The organism is Paenibacillus sp. Soil766 (assembly GCF_001428105.1).
Taxonomy (GTDB): Bacteria; Bacillota; Bacilli; order Paenibacillales; family NBRC-103111; genus Paenibacillus_E.
This window is the reverse complement of the sequence record NZ_LMSJ01000002.1, coordinates 18,564-35,675: the sequence shown is the minus strand read 5'-3', so window position 1 is coordinate 35,675 and position 17,112 is coordinate 18,564. Positions and strand designations below refer to the sequence as shown.

The window sequence follows — 17,112 nt, the reverse complement described above, 5'->3', positions numbered from 1 at the left end:
GCGACAACATGCAAGAAGAGACTTCCCCTGAAATCTTCAGGAAAAGCCTCTTCATACTTGCTAGCTATTAAGGCGCACTTGTTAAGAACTGTGCGGTTGGATTTTTATCTATGGAAGAGCGCAGCGCATATTCACTTTCGAACAAGCCTACGAAATTCCCCTTCTTGTCTTTCACCAATTGGGAGTTAATGCGGAATTTAGCTGGATCGATTTTCTCATCGACAATCCAACGCGCGAATTGATAATTCTGACGTTGCAAAAGAATATCCACACCATACTCCGATTTCATCCGGTGCTCCAGTACTTCGAATTGAAGTTGGCCTACGACGCCAAGAATCATATCTTCGAAACCAATCGTCGTGAAGACTTGGATCATCCCTTCTTCCGTTAACTGATCGATCCCTTTCAGGAACTGCTTTTGTTTCAAAGCATTTTTGATCGATACCTTGCTGAATAGCTCCGGTGAGAACGTTGGCAGTTCATCGAAAACGACCTCTTCACCTTCACTTAAGGAATCACCAATCCGGAAAATACCTGGATCGAATAGACCAATGATATCCCCTGGGAAAGCCTCTTCCACGATATCACGATCTTGTGCTAGGAACTGCTGCGGCTGCGCCAGCTTAATATCCTTGCCAAGCCTTACATGCTTCACGGACATTCCCCGTTCGAACTTTCCGGAGACGATCCGCAAGAAAGCTACACGGTCACGGTGAGCCGGGTTCATATTCGCTTGAATTTTGAACACATAGCCAGAGAATTTCTCTCTCGTTGGCTCGATCACACCTGCTGTGCTTGTGCGAGGCTCAGGTTGTGGTGCCAGCTGCAAGAAGTTCTCTAGGAACGTCTGCACACCGAAGTTGTTCACTGCGCTTCCGAAGAAGACAGGCGTAAGCTCACCCTTCATCACTTTATCCATATCAAAAGGATCCCCAGCGACATCGAGCAGCTCGATATCTCCGCACAATTGCTTATGCAGGAAATCACCTGCGATTTGTTTTACTAACGGATCTTCCACGCCATCAACTTTGCGGACTTCAATCTCCCTATGATCATCGCCTTGATACAGTTCCAATTGCGATTTCCCACGGTCATACACACCACAGAATTGCTTACCTGAGCCAATTGGCCAGTTCATCGGATAGGAACGAATGCCGAGCACTTCCTCAAGCTCTTCTAACAGCTCGAAAGGATCACGGCCCTCACGGTCCAATTTGTTAACAAAAGTGAAAATAGGAATCCCACGCATACGACATACTTGGAATAACTTCTTCGTCTGAGTCTCGACCCCTTTGGCAACGTCGATCAACATCACCGCGCTATCGGCAGCTGTCAAAGTACGGTAGGTGTCCTCACTGAAGTCTTGGTGACCTGGTGTATCTAGAATGTTGATGCGGTGACCTTCATAGTCGAACTGCATCACGCTTGACGTTACGGAGATACCACGCTGCTTCTCGATTTCCATCCAGTCTGATGTGGCATGTTTACTTGCTTTACGACCTTTAACCGTTCCGGCTAAACGGATAGCGCCCCCGAATAAGAGCAGTTTCTCTGTTAGTGTTGTTTTCCCGGCATCCGGGTGAGAAATAATCGCGAACGTCCGTCGTTTAGCGACTTCCGTTTCGAGAATTTTTGTGAGTTGCGTTTTCATGTGTTCGTTTATTCCCTTCTTATTTTAGAGGTAGTTCAAAAAGTCCACTTTTGATCACGAAGTAGTCCATGAAGCGTATTCGACATCGAATATTGCATTCAGCTGGAACTTCCGGTGCTCATATACATATAGACTTTCTTCAGAATCAAGCGTGTGCTTTCTCCAAGGGAACGGTCCAGTTCGCTTCTTCGATGAACGTGCGATTACTGAATTCCCTGCCGCGCACAACCACTTTATCTGCAAATACTTGCACATAAATCCCCTGTGCTTTATCCTGTGCAGTTTGTTGATACGCGCGGTTCAGCGTTCTCCCTACAGAGGCATTATGGAAATAATGGAACGTTTCTTGAATATAGTGCGGTGTCCCATTCTGAAAATCCTGATGACGATGACCGCAGAAGACGAATACATTCTTGTAAGGCTTCAACGTTTCACGGAACTGAATGGCCCGAATGAGCTGGTGAGTAGCCCCATTGGTGCCAACAGGCGGCAATGGTTGGTGCGTCATCACGAATAGAGGTCTTCCTGGTTTATATAAATTGCCCAGTCTTCCTTTGAACCAAGCAAGTTGTTCATCGGAGTACCATGCACCTTCACCCACTTCAGGCTTCTCTTGCACGTAAGCTTCTTGTGACAGCAATAGGATAGAGTGTCCGTTCGTCGTAAAATCATTATAAATGGAAGTATAGCCCATGAACTTCTTGAACTGCTCTCTACTTACCTCATCACTTTTGCCGTTCGGCACGTTATCCTGATCCCAACTATTCGCTTTATTAATCCAAATCGTATAATAATCATGATTTCCCATGTTCCCATGAATAGGCGGAAGCTTATAATTGTTCAATATGGCACGCAATGCCTTATAGTCAACTTCGGTTCCTGTATCCGTCAAATCACCGGTCAGCATAATCGCATCGACAGGACCATCGAACTGAGTGACATCATCTAACGCAAGTCTAAGCTTTTTGTTGGGAAGAGAATCTCCCGAAGTAACATGTAAATCACTTAAGATAAAAAAGGACATCAACGGGCCAAGAGGCAAAGGTTCCTCCGAAGGCGCTGGCGTAGCTTGAGGAGGCTCGGAGCTAGCCAAGGGTGCGGCAACTGCTTGTTCCTCGGGAATGAATTTTTTCTTAACCAACAGACTAAACCAAGCACTTAATCCTACTAAAACAGCCCCAATGGCGAGCAGCCATCGCACAAACGCTCTTCGTGACATCAATGCACCTCAAGTGTATAAAATGAAAAAATGGCCATATTCACTAGTATACCACAAATTGTGTCCTTTACGTCGTTCAGACTCGACAACATGGAGCGATTTCTTACTGCGCTTGTACCTCCACGCAAAAAACCAACAGGCGAATTCGCCTGTTGGATTCACTACCTATTTTAAGCCAATACGGTTGTTTTCTGAACAGCTTCCCAATCGACTTCTCCTTCATTCTGGCCATTAATCGGCCACCACTTAAATCCATCATCACTCAAGAGCTTCGCTGCTTCTGCAGGACCCCATGAGCCAGCAGGATAGTGCTTAAGGTCATCTGTCTGTTCGCCCCATGCAGCCGCGATGCGATCCACATAAGACCATGCAAGCGCGACTTCATCCCAACGCGTAAAGTAAGTGGAATCTCCGCGAGTTGCATCATACAGTAAACGCTCGTAAGCCTCTGGCGTATTGATACCAATTTGACAACTTTGGCAGAAGTCCATCGCCACAGGTACGATCACGCCTTCTGAACCAGGTTGTTTTGCGTTCATTTTCAAATAGATGCCTTCCATCGGATTCACGCGGAATACGAGGAGATTCGGCTCTAACTCATGCTTTTTAGCCAAATAAACATTGTTTGGAATGTTCTTGAATTCGACAACGACCTCTGTCGTTTTGACCGGTAGTCTTTTTCCAGTACGAATATAGAATGGCACACCCGCCCAGCGGAAATTATCCACGTGAACACGCGCTGCAAAATAAGTTTCTGTCGTCGATTGCGGATTCACAGAATCCTCTTCACGGTAAGCAGGGAGAGCTTTGCCTTTGGTAGAACCACTGGCATATTGACCGCGAATCACGTTCGCACGTACATCATCACCGTCTTCGAATAGACGTAGTGAACGGAGCACCTTCACCTTCTCATCCCGGATATCCTCGGGATGCAGACGACTAGGCGGTTCCATCGCCATCATCATCAGCATTTGCAGCATGTGATTCTGACCCATATCGCGAAGAGCCCCAGAGTGGTCATAGTAGCCACCGCGCTCTTCTACACCCACAGTCTCACTCAACGTGATCTGGATGTTCGCTATGTATTTATTATTCCAAAGCGGTTCGAAGAAAGCATTCGCGAAACGAACGAACTCAATGTTTTGGACCATTTCTTTACCCAAATAATGGTCGATGCGGTAAATATCCTTCTCTTCGAACACTTGACGAAGCTGTCCATTCAAACGCTCTGCAGACGGCAAATCGTAGCCGAATGGTTTTTCAATAACTAAGCGATGCCAACCCTCTGTTTGGAGCAAGCCACCCTCACTTAAATTGTACGACACATTGCCGAACAACTCAGGCGCAAGTGCCAAATAGAACAGACGGTTACCGCCCGTTTGGTACTTCTCATCCAATTTCGCTGTCAGTGTATTCAGTTCATGGAAACCTGCGACATTGTTAATATCGAGTGACATGTACTCGAATCTTTGGGCAAATTTCTCCCATTCTGCAGCATCCGTATTTTTGTAACGAGCGAAATCTTGAATCGAATTTTTCACGTCTTCACGAAATTGCTCATTCGTCCGCGGTCTGCGAGCCAGACCAACTACAGCAAAGTTATCTCCCAGCTTGCCTTCCCGATAAAGGCTATAAAAGGCTGGAAACAGTTTTCTTTTCGCTAAATCACCCGTTGCTCCGAAAATATAAAACACAGCTCCACTCATCTATGCATCATTCTTTCTCTATTAGAATTAGTTAATATGCTTAGCATACCTAAAATTGTCAAGCTATTCAACTTATATAGTCACTTTAACCCATAACATTTTCTTATGAGAAACTAGACATTCGTCTATACCGTTACAATCAGCATGGCATAGGCTAACAGTACATACGAATACGGAGGTGCCGTTAGTCATGCAACCCTTTCATCCAATCACCGCAAAAAGCTGCAAAAACCTTATAGGAAAGCCCGTTCTTGTCTACTTAACGAATGGCTCTGAGATATATGGAATCGTTAGTCGCGTGGAGAAAAACAAGCTCATCCTAAATGACAATCAAGAAGCAAGCATCAAGTCCTCTTCCAAAAACACCAAGCCTACGCCTACGAAAAAGGGGAAAAAGAAGCAAGCTCAGCCCGTTTCACCGAATCAGCCATCAACACAAGAGCAGCTGTCTTCCTTCGGTCTCATCCGTTTTGGCGGACCTTTACAAGCCCCACCAGCTAAGCCCACCCGTCCTGTAGATATTCAAATCGACTATATTGCCGCCTTGTTTAGTGAATAATGGTAATCAAGGCTGTGGATGTTTAGCTCATCTACAGCCCTTTTCTCAACGTTTCAACTTTTTATTCATCCGATAACAGCTAAGTTCAGGTACATATGAATCAATCTCATAACCTCTTTTACTATAAAATCGGATCGCCTTCGGGTTGCTGTCATCAACAAATAGCTCCACCGTATAGCAACGTTCACTACGCCCGTAGTCTTCAGCAGCCTTCATAAGCGTATGTCCAATGCCTTTACCCTGCTCGCGCGGATCAACAGCCAGCATATCTATGAAGAGCTTACTCGTTTTACGTATGACCGAAATGAAGCCGTAAGGCCGTTTGTACCCTTTGGCGATGACGAACGTTTTATTGGCGTTCAGCCGCTTACGGATCTCCGAGTAGGTCACAGAATTTCCTGAATCATACATTCTAGAAAAAGGGACTAATTGTTCAACAACTAATCGATATATAGCAGCGTCGTCAATGGTAGCCAAACGTTTGCGTATCACATGGCACCGCCTCCACAAGAAGCAATAATGCTATCTTATGTAGGTAATCCCGTAATTGACCCCACAAGTACCAATTTACCCCAGTCTACTGGGGTGATATACTTAGTGTATATGAAATGAGGTGATCGTAATGATCAATGCTTACCCATCCGTCATGGCGGTGAACAGGTATCAAACTCATAAAGACTATTACCGTGTTGGCGCTGTAAGTGCGGTCAATGGTGGTAAATCGAATACCATACGGCGAATGTTGGATTTACCTTATGAGCAACTCGCCTACAAGCAGTTCGCGCAGACGGCTGCCAAGGACGTGGCTGGCTTAGTTCAATCTACGCAGAACGTCAAGCTATCCGCTCAGACACTCGTCAACACAACTGCGTTCAACCTGACTAAAGAGTCCCACACTGACATCACCCAGAACCTTCAAACATTTGTTCATACATATAATGAGTTACAAGATCAGCTAGGGGATGCACCTGACTATGTAAGTCATGCCTTGCTTCAAGGTCTGGAAGGAGCGGCAAAGCCTAGCACACTGCATGATCTCGGCATTACCAAGAGTGATACTGGCAAGTTGACGCTCCAGCCTGAAGTCCTAGAGAAGCAGCTAAATCAACCTAGTGGCATTAACCGCACAAGCTTATTTGATCTCGCCAACTTCGCAAGCTCCTTAGTGGGCAGTATTGATCGTCTGCAGCAGCTGCCTTCCGTCTCATTATTTCAACTTTCCTCATCACCGCTCAAGCCATACGGTCAATATCAATCGCAGCTTGAGGCCTATTTGCCGGTTCCGATGCGCGGCATATTGTTGGATGCGAAGATGTAAGCGGGGCCCCACATCTCCTTCATTTCCACCAAAAGTGGAGAATTAAATGTACATTTTCCATCTATTCGCGGATTCCAGCTAATTCCGATTAATTTAACTGTATTTTTTACATCTAAAGCGCAAAGCAAGCTTATTCAAGCCTTTTCAAGCTTCTTCCAGCCGACTCAGGCTCTTCCTTATTCAGTCTCATACAAAAAGGCTGTATCCCCAAGTAGAATCATCTACGGGCGATACAGCCTCTTCTAATTAAAATAGCTTCTTACCTAACACATGATCAACAGGAATGAAGCCAATGACGCGGCTATCCATACTATTGTTCCGATTATCCCCCATCACGAAAATATGATCAGCCGGAACGGTCCACTTTTTGTTCCCGTTTGCTCTCATTTCCTCGTTGATGTAAGACTCATTCAACAACTCGCCATTTCGGTACATCTGATTATCCTTAAGCTCAAGCTGATCCCCTGGCTTCCCGATCACACGCTTGATCCATACATGCTTATCATCGCCTCGAACAAATAAGCTGAGTAATGGGCTGTCCAACAAATCATGTTTAAAAGTCCGTTTCATCTCAACCCTAGAATCGATAATGACAATGTCTTCATAATTAGGCTCGTAGTGAAAGGTATGCGACAATTTCGACACATACACTCGCTGGCTATCATGCAAAGTCGGATCCATCGAATGGCCGCTAACTCTCGTAGATTGAAATACAAAAACACCTAGAAAGACGACTAATACAAAGGAAATTGCAATGGAACCAAACCAGCTCCAAATCTGTTTGACTACATTCAAATTTATCGCTCCCTTGCCTTATTCCGCCAGTCCGTGCTTAAAGGCATAAATCGCCGCTTGCGTGCGATCTTCTACGCCAAGCTTGGATAGAACGTTGGTGACGTGGAATTTCACCGTCTTCACGCCAATGAATAAATCATCAGCCAACTCTTGATTCGATTTGCCCTTCGCGATCAAGCGGAGCACTTCCATCTCGCGTTCCGTTAGCTCCTCATGCGGCTCTGCAGCCGGCTTCGGTTGACGGAAGCGATTCATGATTTTTGAAGCTACCTGCGACTCCAGAATCGATTGCCCTTTGGCCGCGGCTCTAATCGCTTGCGCAATTTCGGAAGCACGCGAGGTTTTCAATAAATAACTGAAGGCACCCGCTTCAATAACAGGATACATTTTCTCATCATCTAAGAAGCTAGTCAATACAATGACCTTACAATCAGGGTATAGCTGCAATAAATTCCTTGTCGTTTCAATGCCGTCCATACCTTCCATAACAAGGTCCATCAGTACCACATCAGGACGATATTCCTGGGCTAAACGAATGCCATCGTGGCCATTGCTCGCTTCGCCAACGACCTCAATCCCATCTTCCGTCCCTAGAACAGCCGCAAGTCCAATTCTGACCATTTCATGATCATCGACAAGTAGTACTTTGATTAAGGTGTCGTCCATTCGCTTCTTCCTCTCTATGTACGATGCTCATTCTCGATCATTGAGGTTCGGTTGCTAAGATTGGCACTCGGATCTCGATACGTGTACCTCGTTCTGGCGCTGTAATAATATCCACCGAACCACCGATTTCGTTCACGCGTTCTTTCATGGACACGATGCCGTATGAAGTCAGCTTCTTCGCATCCAGCTCAAAACCAACACCGTCATCGCGGATCACTAATCGGATGCCGTCTGATCGATGCAGCAACTTCACTTCCAGCTTATTCGCCTTAGAGTGACGCAGGGCATTCGAAAGCGCCTCTTGTACAATTCGGAATAAATGATCCTCGATTCCTTTGTTCAAGCGGATTTCCTCATCCATATCCCAGCTGATTGCCATTGGAACCTTAGCCGCTAGCTCCTTCAAGAGCTCAACGAGTCCCTCTGACAGTCGTTTCCCTTCGAGATGGATCGGCCTCAGATGCAGCAACAAGGCTCTCATTTCGGATTGAGCGACGGAAGCCATCTCTTCAATAAGATGAATCTGCCGCTTCGCTTTCTCAAAGTCTTTATCCAATGTCCGTCCAACAGCCGTAGCTGTCATAGATATAGCAAACAATTGCTGACTTACCGCATCATGCAGCTCGCGCGCCAATCGCTGGCGCTCTTCAATAACCGCGGAAAGCTTAGCTTTCTCGGTAAGCTCAGCATTACTATTCGACAGCCTCTGAAGGGAGGTCACTTGCTCTTCCCATCGCTTCATAATACGGCCGAGTTGTTCGCCTAAACGTCCAATCTCATCATCATCCCCGTTTTGAAAGCCTTCTCGGGCAAATGTTCCCTTTTCTAATAAAATCATCGTCTCCATCATCGGCTCCAGCCTGCGTGTTACCTTAGAGCTGTTCCAGTAACCGAACACTGCCCCAATGATACCCAGAATCAATAAGGCCATAAACGAGAACTTGACCCCCTGCTGCCAGCTGGTGAAGGGCTCAATCAAATGACTTGAATTCAGAAAATACAGCATTGCTCCAAAAACGGCGAAGCTAAAAAGGATGGCTTCCCCCATGCTGCGCCAGATCATGTTCGTTAATCGTCGTTTGTAGCCATCCACTTGGTGAAGAACCCCCTAAAGAAAGTTACAATACTTTGACCTTGATATCTCCTACGATGAAAGAGAGTATGAGTTTCACCCGATGGTCGCAATGTTGATAATTCTGCGATTGCCAAACGACTTTGTTCATCACACCTGACTCTTTTTCTTCCGCGATTTGAAGCTGACCTAGCATGACAGAAGCTGTAACGGAAACGCCGATATCATCAGGTACCTTTATATCAATATCTCCTACAACACCCTGTAGGATAACTGTCGTTTCTTTTTGTTCTAGAATGGCCATTGAAAGATCCATATACGTTTCCCCCACCAAGTACCAAGTCGAGGTATTCCGTTGAATCCATGGCTCTCGGCCTAGGCGAACACTGTCAACAATTTTCTGCTTTTGGGTATACGTATCATCCTTGTGGACCTGCTTAGATCTAATGAAAAATAAACCTAATGAAATCAATACAACAGAGATGACAATGGTGAGATGATCACCAAATAAAATGACAGCACCAACCCCCATCAACACATAACCCTTGCGCTCTTTGCGTGAACGAACACGATGAATGCCCAGCAATATAAGGATTACGGCCAAAATGGGAAAAAAGCCTATGGTACGTTCCAGAAGCAAAAAAACACCGGCTCCAATCAGCACAAGCGCTGTATTCCGGCTGCGGTTATTTTTCGTTTCTTCTCCCATCGATGCACCTCCTCTGGCTGCCATTTCTCTTTCGTCATACGATTCCTAGCATACCATAAGAATGGACGACCTCCAAGATGCAATTCCTTATAGCGCAAGGGTTTGCTTTCGTGGAGGTCACCATCCTGGCTATTTACTGTTGCGCGGATCGTGCTGATCGTGCTGGTCGCGCGCACGCTGCTCCTGCTGCCAATCGTGCTGCAACTTGCTGCGCAGCGAGCGCAGTTCGTGCTGAAGGTTGCCGCCGGCTTCCTTCAGCGTCTCTTTCGACAGGCGGCCCGCCACGCGGAGCCCCTGCATCGCTTCCCGGCCGAGCTCGCGGCCGGTCATTTCCAGCTCGCGCCACGTGTCGCGAGCCTCTTTGCCGTGCAGCCCGCCGCGCGGCTGCACATCCTCGGCTGCGTGCCCCGCACGCAGCCCGCGCAGTTCCTCTGCGAGCGCCAGGCACAGGTCCTGGCTGCTCGCGTACTGCGCGCGGTAGTGCTCGCTCGCGGCTTCCTCGCGCAGCTTCTCTTGCAGTGCGAGCCGCGCGAGATCCTCTTCACCAGCGCGCATCGCAAGCTCGGCCTGCTCGCCGCGGAGCTTCGCCATCTCTTCTGCTCGGGCGATGTTACTGCGCAGCGCAATCGTTGCCTGCAGCGCGTCCTCATAGCGCTCCTCAAGCTGAGCTATCTGGCTGCTATCATAAGAGCCAGGATTCATTTTACCAATGGTCTCGTGCCAGACAGATTCAGTCATTTTGCCAATACGGTCAAGTATATTAGTAGGATCAATTTCCCGGTTCTTATTATTCATGTTCAATCGCCCCTCATCCTTCATCATACTCTTATCGTAGCTCAATTTCTGAGGTTCTAAAACCGACTATCGACTGTTTTTGAACCTAGACCTAAGTCTAGTATGTTAAGGTATAACCATATATTGGTTGTTGTCCAAGCATGCCGGTAATGCTAAAATATTTGAAGCCGAGTCTGGTGCATCCATGAAGGCACTGGTACGGGGGACGAAATACTTGGGGTGAATATTTGCTTCAGCTTGGAGCAGACTAGGGAGAACCTTCTTCCCGAACCCGTCAACTAACCTCGAAGGCTCAAGAAGGAGGATTACCAATTGAATAAGCTTATCAAAGGGTTAACTAGCCTTGCTGTTTCACTAACAGTGTTGGCTGGCGGCTTTCTTTCCCCATTTACAACAGCCCAAGCGGCTGAAATGGCAGTGAAAGTGCAAGTCAATGATGACCTGATCCATTTTCCTGATGCACAGCCATTTTTGGATGGCAACCACACGACCCAGGTCCCGCTTCGTTTTGTTACGGAGAAGCTCGGATATACGGTGAATTGGCAGAAAGATGGCAGTCAGATTAAGGTAACACTAAATAACGACAAACATACGATTACTTTAGTTTCAGGGCAAAAAGAAGCTAGCATTGATGATTCAATGGTCGTCTTAGATGGTGCTTCTCAGTATCAAAATGGACGTGTATATGTGCCTCTTCGCTTTCTTTCCACAGCCGCAGGCGTACCTGTGCAGTGGGATGCAAGCAGTAATCTAGCTATCTTAAGTAAAGATGGCGGGGAACATGCACCTGATTATCAAATATTTGAATCTACAGCTTATTCGGCAGATCCTTCTGAGAATGGCGGCTATGGAGCCTTTGATTACATGGGCAACCCACTAGAGATCGGCACTGTAGCTGTTGATCCTTCCGTCATTCCACTTGGCACAAAGCTTTATATTGAAGGCTATTCGTTTAGTGGCCTTCCTAAAGGCGGCATGTACGTCTACGCAACAGATACGGGCGGTGCTATTAAAGGAAATCGAATGGACATCTTTATTCCAGGCTCAAGGAAATCGTTGCGAAGCTTTGGGTTCCAGAAGATTAAAGTGTATCAAATCCCCAACTAAATCAGAAAAAAGCTGCCATGAGGAAACACTCTTGCGCAGCTTTTTTTTGTAGGTCAATGTTCCATCGAATAAGGGCAAATGTCCAATCAACAGGGTTCCCACCTACATATGTTGTATAGTGTTTAACCCACATCACATCAAAACCGGAGGGGATACTTATGGCAGCTGTAGTTGGTTGTGGAACGCCAGGATACGGAAATTCTGTAGGCGTTATTCTTGTTCTTTATGTACTGTTAGTCATCATTCTTGCTACTTTCTACTAAGACCATCTTCCGCCTCAGAAAATAACCCGCTTGCTGAAGCTTCTCATTTCGAAGCTTCAGCAAGCGGGCTTTTTCATTAAAGCATGTATTATGTATTACATATAAAAGGATAAGTTCATTTAGGTCATCGCGTTGTAAACACCTTTACGTTATCGCCTCGCTGATAGCCCTGCCCCCCAGCTGGCAGCCAAATCAAACAATCCGCATCTTTGATCGATACCATAATGCTCGATTTATCAATGCCTGCTGGTCTTACCCATAAGCACCCTGCCTCAACCCGTGTGGTCCCTCGTATATAGCGCGGATATGCAGAGGGTTTATCATAGGGAACATCCAAGAAAGCTGTTAACTCTTCCGCCTCAGGGCGCTGGCTCCCTAACATCGCCTTAATAATTGGCTTAGCGAATAGCTCGAAGCCTACGAACGAAGCACCAGGATTACCTGACAGCGCCATGAGCAGCTTGCCCTTCCATAACGCAGCACTCGTTGGAGTGCCTGGCCGCATTGCTACTTTATTAAACAATAGCTTACCATCGAATCGACCGAATAAATCAACGAGCACATCATAATCGCCAACAGAGACACCGCCAGAAGTCAGAATAAGATCGACATTAGACAGAACAGCTTCAAGTGCAGCTTCTACCTGCTCAGGATCATCCGAGAGGGCTGGCATGATGAAAGCTGCTCCCCCGTTCGCTTCCACTTGAGCCGCTAACATGTAACTGTTACTGTTACGTATTTTCCCTGGTTGCAGTTCCTGTTCGACTTGTAAGAGCTCTGAACCTGTTGAGAAAATAGCCACTCTTGGCCTTCGGAACACCTCAACCATGAAGAACCCGAAAGTCGCTAATATCGCGGCTTCTCCTGGACCAATCCGAGTTCCCTTCGAGATTACTAACTCCCCGCGGGAAACTTCTCCAGCAATCGGCGTAATATTACTTGCCGCTTGTACATTTTTCTTAATCTTCACCTTGACATCCGATGATGACAATGCCTCATCGTGCAAGGTATCCGTCATCTCCAGCATTACAACAGTGTCCGCACCATCTGGAACAGGCGCCCCCGTCATGATCCGAGCAGCCGTCCCTGCTTGAACCGTACACTTCGGTACAGTACCGCTTGGAATTCTCTCAATAACATCTAACACAATCGGACTGTCCGGACTCGCGGCAGCGATATCCTGAGCGCGTACAGCATACCCATCCACGCCTGATCTGCGAAAATGTGGCACTGCATGATCCGCATAAATATCCTTTGCTAATATTCTGCGGAAAGACGTCGGAAGCGAAACAGTCTCCGTCTCTGTGGGTTTAACGTATTCGTAAAGTGCGGCTCTTGCCTCATCGACCGAGACCACTTTACGGCCAAACCTAAGCTTCAATTCGCTGCTCACTTGCTTCCCATGCCTCCTTGTGCCCGTTAGCTAACCGCCGATTTGTGACATTCGACGAAGTGTTGGTGTATGTGACTGCTCTGCATTCATCAAAGCCTGAGCCATCTCGTGATTCTGTGGTTTAATATCCAGCGCTCGGAAGAACAAGTCTTCTACCGCAGCATCATCTCCGATATATTTTCGCACATTAAATTCGTCTGACCAGTATAAGCAAGGCTTGATATTACCATCTGCTGTCAAGCGCAGCCGGTTGCAAGTTTCACAGAAGTGATCGCTAATCGGATGAATGAGACCGAATGAGCCTAATGCCCCTTCAATGCGATAATTCTGTGCTGGACCGTTGCCATACACCGCATTCGAAGCTGTTGCTTCCCAACCCATTTCCTTGCAGCGATCGAGAACCGTTGTAAGGGATACATAACGCTTTTTCCAATCCTCGTCTTGATGACCGATAGGCATATATTCAATAAATCGAACTTGAATCGGTCGATCAATCGTCATTTGCAAGAAATCAGCAATCTCGTCATCATTAATGCCTTTCATCAGCACCACGTTCAGCTTAATCGGCGTAATCCCTACACGATATGCTTCTTCAATGGAAGCCAGCACGCGACGGATATCACCACCACGGGTGATTAATGAGAACCGATCTGCCCTCAAGGAATCCAAACTAATATTTACACGAGTTAGCCCTGCTGCACGAAGCTTCTCAGCCCGTGATGCAAAGTAAATCCCATTCGTAGTCAATGCTATATCTTCGATACCGGGAATCTGTGATAACCTGCCGATTAGCACCTCCAGGTTTTTACGGACCAACGGCTCTCCCCCAGTTAATCGCAATTTGCGAACGCCAAGTCCAGCCAATACTCGGACAATCTCGGTTATTTCATCAAAAGTTAACAGCTTCTCATCCGGTTCAAATTCCATTCCATCTTCCGGCATACAATATACACAACGCAAATTACAACGATCAGTCACTGAGATGCGCAGGTAATCATGCATCCGTCCAAAACGATCCAATAGCAGCTTTGGCATCGGAGTTCACCTTCTCTCTCTGTCCATTATGACATATTTTCTGACAAAATCCTAGATTTCTAAGCATTCTCTCCAGAAAATTGAATTATAATGGTAGATTATCTAACATAACAACGTATTCTTCGGGTGTATTAATATTGGTAACGAAATTCGTTCGTAGACCTCGTTGAGCAAAATAATCCCCATCCACAGCCTGCCAATCTAAATGATCTAGCAGCCCCATCAATCGGTAATTCTGTTGCCCCAGCAACAGCTCGGTTTCAGGCCCAACTTCTCTTGCATAGATCCCATGCAGGGGATGCAGACGGCCCTCTATCTCGGGGATAACCGCATCCAGATTCAACTCGAGGCACAGTTCTGCCATCACCTTTGCAGCATCTACGGATATAAAAGGCATGTCGCAGCCAACAACCCATACATGAGATGCGCTTGCGACTTTCATGGCAGCGTGAATACCGCTCAGCGGTCCCTTTTGGATATAATGGTCACTCACACACTGCACCTCAATATCCTTAACCCCAACGAGCAACGGCTGAAGGATTTCAATGTCATTGGTCACGACAATGATTTGCTCGCATCCACGTGACATTTCTTTCAATTGTTTCAGAAGAATAGCTTCGCCTTGCACAGGTAGAAGGGCCTTGTGTTTTCCACCCATGCGGCGATTCAAGCCCCCGGCAAGAATAACACCTGTAATCATGCCTCAAGCTCAGCTAATCGTTTCCTGAACGATTGCTTCCAGCTGGCCGAAAGCGCATCTACAGAAAGTACTCTTTTGATCGCATCGATATTGAACTTATCGTGATATTTAATCCGATTGGCGAACGCAACCGTCACACCCGCTGCATCCCTAGCCATGAGTTTCATCTTGGAATCAGGTGAAATATAGCCCTCTTTCAGCACGCGAAAATAATAACCTGTATATCCCGTTTCCTGAACGTGCAGCGTTGCTTCTGGCCAATCCATGCGCTTTGCTAGCTTATGACAAGGCTGCCTAGGCTGTGAGACCTGCACAATAACCTCGTCAATGGCAAATTGATCACCAATACAAACCTCATGCTCCTGCAAGCCGAGGACTGTCAAATTTTCGCCAAAGGTAGCGGCGTCCAATGAATGTCCCCTCAAATTCTCCCAGTAGGCATAGTGCTCTTCTGGATATACACAGATGGCTTTATCAACACCGCCATGTACGGTTAAATCCGCCTGCCCATCCCCGTCTATTTGCACCTTCGATACAAACAAAGAGGAGCTGACCGGTCTCTTATAAATCCCCGTAGTCAGCTCTTTACCTTGATAAGTTATAATCTGGGGTAACCCCACATTGATAGATGTAATTTGCATGGCAAATGCTCCTCATTCCGAACAGGATTCTTTGCCCTTACTATACCAAAATTTCAGTCAAAAGTCAGTCCCCGCTTCAACAGCACTGAACCAATGTTAGGCGTTTGATTTACCGACCCAAGCATCGTTATCATAGCCCCGCACTTCCCAATACCCCATATGCTCTTTCTCAATTAATTCGATGCCTTGCAGCCATTTCACTGATTTATAGGCGTACATCTGAGGCACGATCAGTCGCACAGGTCCGCCTAATTGCTGAGGAATCGGCTTACCGTCCATCAAGACAGCGACCATAATGTCATCCCCGTTTGCCTGACTCAAGGAGAGTGCATCCGTATAAACCTTATCACCTGAATAAAATTTCACATATTTTGCTGATGCTTGAACCCCCGCCGCCGCTAATAGCTGCTTAAGCGGGATACCTTCCCACGTACATTGGTAGACGGACCATCCCGTCACACAGTGAAAATCACTCACTTGAACCGTGCGTTTCATCTGCAGGAACTGTTCCCAGCTCCACGCATTGGGTTTATCCACGAGACCGGATATCGCGAATTTCCAGGTATCCGAGGAGAACGTTGGTATTTCCGTCACCGTATAGATGCGGAAATTCCCTTTGGCCCCTCCGCCTACAACAGCGGCGGAGTCGGGCAACGGCTCTGGCGGCGGCAGCATGCGGTTGCCGTCGCTGGCCACATACTCGGCGGTCGACGACCCGCCGGTATCGAAGGCGCCTTTTATCCAGCGATAAAAGGCGGGGCCGACCGCGATCACGAGCACCACCCCTGCGACGAGTCGCAGGAAGGAGGCACGTGTGATCGGCGATTCCTTCAGCGTGGCGATGACCGCCTGCGCTGCTGTGCGCCCTGCGGCGGCGTCCTCGGACGCCGCAGGGGCTATGTCTGCCGCTGCGACGCTCGCGGCAGCAGGCGGCCTTGCAGCGGCTTGCTCGAGCCGCTGTTGGTGCTTGAGCCATCTGCTGCGAGAGATGGCATGGTACACGGCATACGGCACTCCGACCCAGGTGAGCAGGTCATGCACGAGGAGTGCCGCGTTGTTCAGGGCCGGTGGCATGTGCCGGAACTGCCACAGGATCACGCCTGATACGGCCCAGCCGATCAGGAGCGCGAGAACGAACACCAAATTCGCGCGTTGGTTGCGCCGCGCTCGAATTTGCCGCCAATGCTTGCGGATCATTGGCGCGTACAGAATCATGAGCAGCACAGAGGCTACTCCCAAGTAAATGTGAAGCTGCTTCAGTGTTACGCGAAAAGCACCGAGATCCCCTCGAATTGCGCCAATACTGAGCACAATTCCGGTCACAGTCAGAAGCACCAGAATCCAAGCATTCCAGCTATGAATAGCATTTAATCGCTTACCGAACGACTGCTTGAGCCAGCCTCTTTTTGACTCCACCTTTGCCACATCCTTTATGCGTTCATCCTAATACATCTATCATAACGTATAAATATTAAAAAAGGCT

General features: G+C 47.4%; 18 protein-coding genes and 1 riboswitch. Of the genes, 4 read left to right on the top strand and 14 right to left on the bottom strand.

Annotated elements, in window-relative coordinates; genetic code table 11:
- Window positions 1-67 precede the first annotated feature (67 nt).
- The 3 genes from ASG89_RS02055 to zwf all read right to left on the bottom strand — a co-directional run bounded on the left by ASG89_RS02055 (window position 68) and on the right by zwf (window position 4,576).
- Window positions 68-1,651, bottom strand: a complete 1,584-nt coding sequence (locus ASG89_RS02055) for a peptide chain release factor 3 (RefSeq protein ID WP_057308639.1) — start codon at window positions 1,649-1,651, stop codon at window positions 68-70.
- Between the two features lie 145 nt (window positions 1,652-1,796).
- Window positions 1,797-2,870, bottom strand: coding sequence for a metallophosphoesterase family protein (locus ASG89_RS02050; protein ID WP_057308638.1), 1,074 nt, complete (start codon window positions 2,868-2,870; stop codon window positions 1,797-1,799).
- 170 nt (window positions 2,871-3,040) lie between these two features.
- Window positions 3,041-4,576, bottom strand: a complete 1,536-nt coding sequence (gene zwf, locus ASG89_RS02045; protein ID WP_057308637.1) for a glucose-6-phosphate dehydrogenase — start codon at window positions 4,574-4,576, stop codon at window positions 3,041-3,043.
- Between the two features lie 190 nt (window positions 4,577-4,766).
- Between zwf and ASG89_RS02040 the strand changes: the two genes are divergently transcribed.
- The gene (locus ASG89_RS02040; RefSeq protein WP_057308636.1) at window positions 4,767-5,135 is read left to right on the top strand and encodes a hypothetical protein; all 369 of its coding nucleotides are present in this window, start codon (window positions 4,767-4,769) and stop codon (window positions 5,133-5,135) included.
- A 45-nt stretch (window positions 5,136-5,180) separates the two neighbouring features.
- Here ASG89_RS02040 and ASG89_RS02035 read toward each other — a convergent pair whose 3' ends face one another.
- Window positions 5,181-5,627 carry a GNAT family N-acetyltransferase gene (locus tag ASG89_RS02035; protein ID WP_057308635.1) on the bottom strand — a complete coding sequence of 149 codons (447 nt, stop codon included), beginning with the start codon at window positions 5,625-5,627 and terminating at the stop codon, window positions 5,181-5,183.
- A gap of 130 nt (window positions 5,628-5,757) precedes the next feature.
- Between ASG89_RS02035 and ASG89_RS02030 the strand changes: the two genes are divergently transcribed.
- The gene (locus tag ASG89_RS02030; protein ID WP_057308634.1) at window positions 5,758-6,453 is read left to right on the top strand and encodes a hypothetical protein; all 696 of its coding nucleotides are present in this window, start codon (window positions 5,758-5,760) and stop codon (window positions 6,451-6,453) included.
- Between the two features lie 246 nt (window positions 6,454-6,699).
- Here ASG89_RS02030 and lepB read toward each other — a convergent pair whose 3' ends face one another.
- The 5 genes from lepB to ASG89_RS02005 form a co-directional block, all read right to left on the bottom strand.
- Window positions 6,700-7,248, bottom strand: a complete 549-nt coding sequence (gene lepB / locus ASG89_RS02025) for a signal peptidase I (protein ID WP_057308633.1) — start codon at window positions 7,246-7,248, stop codon at window positions 6,700-6,702.
- 18 nt (window positions 7,249-7,266) lie between these two features.
- Window positions 7,267-7,914 (bottom strand): response regulator, encoded by a 648-nt coding sequence (locus tag ASG89_RS02020; protein WP_057308632.1) that lies wholly within the window; start codon window positions 7,912-7,914, stop codon window positions 7,267-7,269.
- A 37-nt stretch (window positions 7,915-7,951) separates the two neighbouring features.
- Window positions 7,952-9,007, bottom strand: a complete 1,056-nt coding sequence (locus ASG89_RS02015; protein ID WP_057308631.1) for a sensor histidine kinase — start codon at window positions 9,005-9,007, stop codon at window positions 7,952-7,954.
- Window positions 9,008-9,032: 25 nt separating this feature from the next.
- A complete protein-coding gene (liaF, locus tag ASG89_RS02010; RefSeq protein ID WP_057308630.1) occupies window positions 9,033-9,695 on the bottom strand; it encodes a cell wall-active antibiotics response protein LiaF in 663 nt (220 codons plus the stop codon).
- Between the two features lie 129 nt (window positions 9,696-9,824).
- Window positions 9,825-10,490, bottom strand: a complete 666-nt coding sequence (locus ASG89_RS02005; protein ID WP_057308629.1) for a PspA/IM30 family protein — start codon at window positions 10,488-10,490, stop codon at window positions 9,825-9,827.
- A 155-nt stretch (window positions 10,491-10,645) separates the two neighbouring features.
- A riboswitch (cyclic di-AMP (ydaO/yuaA leader) is annotated at window positions 10,646-10,798 on the top strand.
- A 4-nt stretch (window positions 10,799-10,802) separates the two neighbouring features.
- Here ASG89_RS02005 and ASG89_RS38405 point away from each other — a divergent pair.
- Both ASG89_RS38405 and ASG89_RS37085 read left to right on the top strand, forming a co-directional pair.
- Window positions 10,803-11,597 carry a stalk domain-containing protein gene (locus ASG89_RS38405; protein WP_057308628.1) on the top strand — a complete coding sequence of 265 codons (795 nt, stop codon included), beginning with the start codon at window positions 10,803-10,805 and terminating at the stop codon, window positions 11,595-11,597.
- A 158-nt stretch (window positions 11,598-11,755) separates the two neighbouring features.
- Window positions 11,756-11,860 carry a sporulation protein YjcZ gene (locus tag ASG89_RS37085; RefSeq protein ID WP_200963412.1) on the top strand — a complete coding sequence of 35 codons (105 nt, stop codon included), beginning with the start codon at window positions 11,756-11,758 and terminating at the stop codon, window positions 11,858-11,860.
- Between the two features lie 124 nt (window positions 11,861-11,984).
- Here the strand turns inward: ASG89_RS37085 and glp are convergent, their stop codons facing one another.
- The 5 genes from glp to ASG89_RS01975 form a co-directional block, all read right to left on the bottom strand.
- Complete coding sequence (glp, locus tag ASG89_RS01995) at window positions 11,985-13,253, bottom strand: gephyrin-like molybdotransferase Glp (RefSeq protein WP_063867640.1); 1,269 nt, start codon at window positions 13,251-13,253, stop codon at window positions 11,985-11,987.
- A 30-nt stretch (window positions 13,254-13,283) separates the two neighbouring features.
- Window positions 13,284-14,288 (bottom strand): GTP 3',8-cyclase MoaA, encoded by a 1,005-nt coding sequence (gene moaA / locus ASG89_RS01990; protein WP_057308627.1) that lies wholly within the window; start codon window positions 14,286-14,288, stop codon window positions 13,284-13,286.
- Between the two features lie 85 nt (window positions 14,289-14,373).
- The gene (locus tag ASG89_RS01985; RefSeq protein ID WP_057308626.1) at window positions 14,374-14,988 is read right to left on the bottom strand and encodes a molybdenum cofactor guanylyltransferase; all 615 of its coding nucleotides are present in this window, start codon (window positions 14,986-14,988) and stop codon (window positions 14,374-14,376) included.
- Window positions 14,985-15,629, bottom strand: coding sequence for an MOSC domain-containing protein (locus tag ASG89_RS01980; RefSeq protein WP_057308625.1), 645 nt, complete (start codon window positions 15,627-15,629; stop codon window positions 14,985-14,987). Before ASG89_RS01980 ends, ASG89_RS01985 begins: the two co-directional genes overlap by 4 nt.
- Window positions 15,630-15,725: 96 nt before the next feature.
- A complete protein-coding gene (locus ASG89_RS01975) occupies window positions 15,726-17,045 on the bottom strand; it encodes a molybdopterin-dependent oxidoreductase (protein WP_057308624.1) in 1,320 nt (439 codons plus the stop codon).
- Window positions 17,046-17,112: the final 67 nt, after the last annotated feature.